The sequence below is a fragment of the Corallococcus sp. CA041A genome (assembly GCF_003612075.1).
GTDB lineage: Bacteria > Myxococcota > Myxococcia > Myxococcales > Myxococcaceae > Corallococcus > Corallococcus exiguus.
This window is the reverse complement of record NZ_RAWF01000469.1, coordinates 1-3,364: the sequence shown is the minus strand read 5'-3', so window position 1 is coordinate 3,364 and position 3,364 is coordinate 1. Positions and strand designations below refer to the sequence as shown.

Below are 3,364 nucleotides of genomic sequence, written 5' to 3'. Positions count from 1 at the left end.
GGAGGGGATTGGGCCCGAAACCGGGGGCGGACACACGGTCCGGACCTGCGGCGTCTGGTCCGTTCCTGCTCCGGAATCGGCTCGGGCGGCCGCTCCTGCGCGGCTTGCGGTCCCAGGGCGTGGGTGGTGAATTGCCCCCTTCCGATGAACGCCCCCCTCCAGACCTACCGCGCCCCTGGCCCGTACCGGACGAAGCTCGACGGCCTGATTGTCGTGGCGCTCGTGGTGTGGGGGCTCGCGCAGCTGGCGCCGCATCTGGCCCATCCCGCCATCTACAACTGGGACGAGGCGATGCATCAGGCCGCCGCGCGCGGCACGCACGACACCTTCTTCACGCCGCACATCTACAAGGATCCGCTCTACCCGAGCGACATCCGGCACTGGTGGGCCGCGAACGTCTGGATGCACAAGCCCACGGGCCCCTTCTGGTTCGGGGCGCTGATGATGCACGTCGTGGGTGTGACGCCGCTCGCGCTGCGGCTGGCCTCGCTCCTGGGCCACCTGGCCGCGGGGGCCGCCATCTACCTCATCGCCAGACGGCCCGCGGGGCGGCTGTGGGCCACGCTGGCGGCGGTGGGGTTCCTGGCACTGCCCTTCGGTTGGCAGCTGGTGCAGGGGCGCTTCTTCGGGGACGTGACGGACTGCACGCTGGCGGGGTGCAACGCCGTGGCGGTGGCGCTGCTCTTCCACGCCACCCGGGAGAACTCCTGGCGGTGGGGGCTCGCGGCGGGAGCAGTGGTGGGGCTGGGCTTCCTCTGCAAGACGGGGCTCGCGCTGACCCCGCTGGGCGTGGCCGCGACGCTGTGGGCCTTGAGCCGGCTGCGCTTCTGTCCGGGCCCGAGGCTCGCCACGGTGCTGGCCATGGTGGCCGCGGCCGGAGTGGTGGCGGCGCCTTGGAGCCTCTACTCCGGGTGGCGCTGGCCGGAGCTGCATGACCTGGAGTCGCGCGTCACACGAGCGCACCTCTTCCCTGATCCGACCGTGGACGTGGGGCCCTGGCGCCGCCCGCTGGACGCCGTCCTCAACGAGGTCAACCGCACGAGCTTCCAGCCGCTCCCGAACGTGCTGCCCCTGGTCGCGTTCTGCTGGCTGCTGGTGCGCGCCGTGCGCAAGCGGGACCTGGAGACGGTGGGGCTCGCGCTGTGGGTGGGGGCGACGTGGCTCGTCCTGTCGCTGGGCACGGTGAAGGTCCCGGCCATTGCCTGGGGCGCCGTGCCCGCGGTCCTCGCCGCGCTGGCCATCGCGGGCTCGGACGCGTGGCGCCATCCGACGCTCGCGGCGCTGTTGCTGGCGGCGCTCGGCACGCCGCTGGCCATGGAGCACCTGCCCGCGCTGACCCGCATGCGCGAGTCGCTCCCCGCGTCCTGGGACCAGACGCGGACGCTTCCGGGGCTCGCCGAAGGGCTGGTGATGGTCTTCTTCGCGGGGGCGATGACCGCCGTGGTGTGGCGGCTGGCGCGCCGGCCCGAATGGATGACCGGGGTGCTGGGGCTCGCGGCGTCGGGCGTGCTCGCCTGGCACCTGGCCATCACCCTGCCGGTGGAGAAGGCGCGCTACGAGGACGCGCACCTCGAAGAGCTGTACGTCAGCTATTCGCGCGAGGTGGGCCTGGCGCTGTCCCGGAACACGCCGAAGCGCAGCGTCGTCTTCGCCGCGCTGGACTCGGATCCGCCGCTCAACTTCGAGAACCTGAACCTCATGTTCTGGAGCGGGCGCATGACGTACCGGCGGGCTCCGGACGTGGCCCTCGCGCACGAGCGCGGGTATCACCCGTATCTCGTCTCGCCGCTCGCGGAGCCCTACGCCCCCGTGCCCGGAGTGCCGCCCCAGGCCGCGCTGCGGGCCTATGACCTGGACGCGCCGCTGCCCCAGCCCGCGCCCCTGCCTGACGGCATCACGCCCCTGTCCGTGCGGCAGGGGAACCTGGAGGTGCTCGGGTTCGCGTCCCGGAGCCTGGGCCACGGCATCGAGCGCTACGCCTTCTATGTCCGGGCGCTCGGTGTGCCACAGACGCTGCGGGTCACCTTCCACGGCCCCGACGGCATCGTGGAGCGGGTGTTGGAGCCAGGGGTGACGCTGCGCAGGCCCCAGGCCCTGGTGGGCGCGGCGTGGTTCATCCTGCCCGCATTGGGGCCGCCCCGCGCGAAGGTGACACACCTGGAGTTTGGCGCCGTGGGGCAGCGCGTCGCCGTGTCTCCTCCCTGAGCCGCAAAGACATTCCGGGTGCATGCGTTTGCATTTCACCCAGCGAACGCCGTGTGCATTCGAGGAGGCTCTCCGAACTCTCGTCAGGCATGGCCACTCGGGCGAGCAGTTCGGTCCGCTTGTTGATGCCCAGGTGCCGCTGCCCGTCGAGGATGAGTACTTCGCCCGCGTCCATCTGCGCGAGCACCGTCACGGCGTCGGAACGCTTGAAGCGCTGGAGTCACTCGCGCAAGTCACCCGCGACAGGAAGCCGAACTCGGACTGGACGTCCAGGGGGCGGCCCTCGTGATGCTCGGAGCTGGGCGTCGTACGGCGTTGGATGGGATGCGGGGATGCGTGCCCCTTCGTGCCTGGCTTGAAGCGGGAAGATTGGCTCTGGAAGACCTCAAGGGTAAATCACTGGAGCGCGTGCGTGAGAGCCGGGACGACGTGCGCTCTCGTGTGTTGGTCCTTCTGTCCCAAGAGGAGTGGCGTCGATGACCCTCACGATACGCGCTGCCCGCCCCGGTGACCTGGTTGCGATCCAGGCTCTTCTTTCCTCGGCTGGGCTGCCCCTCCAGGGGGTGACTGAGCACCTTCCGCACTTCCATGTCACTGAGCAGGCAGGAACATTGCTCGCTGTCGCCGGGCTGGAGGTCTACGCCACGGGCGGCTTGCTCCGCTCCGTTGCCGTCGCGGAGAAGGTGAAGGGGCTGGGCGTAGGTTCCGACTTGGTTCGGCGAGTTCTTGCGAAGGCCGATGAAGACAGACTCCCAGTGCTGTGCCAGCTGACCACGACGGCCGCGGACTATTTCCCGCGCTTCGGCTTTGTCTGCATCGGCCGTGACACGCTCCCTTCCGAGCTGAACGCCTCCGAAGCGCTACGCGGGGCATGTCCGGCAAGCGCAATCGTGATGCGTCGCTCCGCTCTTGCGCTGAAGAACGGTTCATAGACATGAGGCTCCGTGCTTGCGCCGCGCTCCTCCTCTTCCTCACGGCGTGCGCTACGACTCCTCCGAGCCCTGGAAGACCGACGGCGCGCAACCCAAGGATTGAGCCTGGCCCGGTTCCGTGGACACCCGAGATGTGATGGAAGGAGCACGGGATGTCCGCGACTGACGAAAAGCAGAGGAAGCCCCGCAGGCCGCGCCGGGAGTTCACGGCGGAGTACAAGGCCGGG

At 69.9% G+C, this 3,364-nt stretch carries 3 protein-coding genes; all 3 read left to right on the top strand.

Going from position 1 to position 3,364, the window contains the following annotated elements; all coding sequences use genetic code 11:
• Nucleotides 1–144: 144 nt before the first annotated feature.
• The 3 genes from D7V77_RS41110 to arsN2 all read left to right on the top strand — a co-directional run bounded on the left by D7V77_RS41110 (nt 145) and on the right by arsN2 (nt 3,137).
• Nucleotides 145–2,205: a glycosyltransferase family 39 protein gene (locus D7V77_RS41110; RefSeq protein ID WP_120581618.1), complete on the top strand. Its 2,061-nt coding sequence runs from the start codon at nt 145–147 to the stop codon at nt 2,203–2,205.
• 133 nt (nt 2,206–2,338) lie between these two features.
• Entirely contained in the window at nt 2,339–2,494 is a 156-nt protein-coding gene (locus tag D7V77_RS44065) for a hypothetical protein (protein ID WP_158624588.1), read from the top strand.
• A 187-nt stretch (nt 2,495–2,681) separates the two neighbouring features.
• Nucleotides 2,682–3,137: an arsenic resistance N-acetyltransferase ArsN2 gene (gene arsN2 / locus D7V77_RS41100; protein ID WP_120581616.1), complete on the top strand. Its 456-nt coding sequence runs from the start codon at nt 2,682–2,684 to the stop codon at nt 3,135–3,137.
• The last annotated feature ends 227 nt before the right edge of the window (nt 3,138–3,364 follow it).

Excerpts from the sequence above, each read along its gene's own strand:
- D7V77_RS41110 (WP_120581618.1), top strand. The coding sequence starts at position 145 with ATGAACGCCCCCCTCCAGACCTACCGCGCCCCTGGCCCGTACCGGACG.
- arsN2 (WP_120581616.1), top strand. The coding sequence starts at position 2,682 with ATGACCCTCACGATACGCGCTGCCCGCCCCGGTGACCTGGTTGCGATC.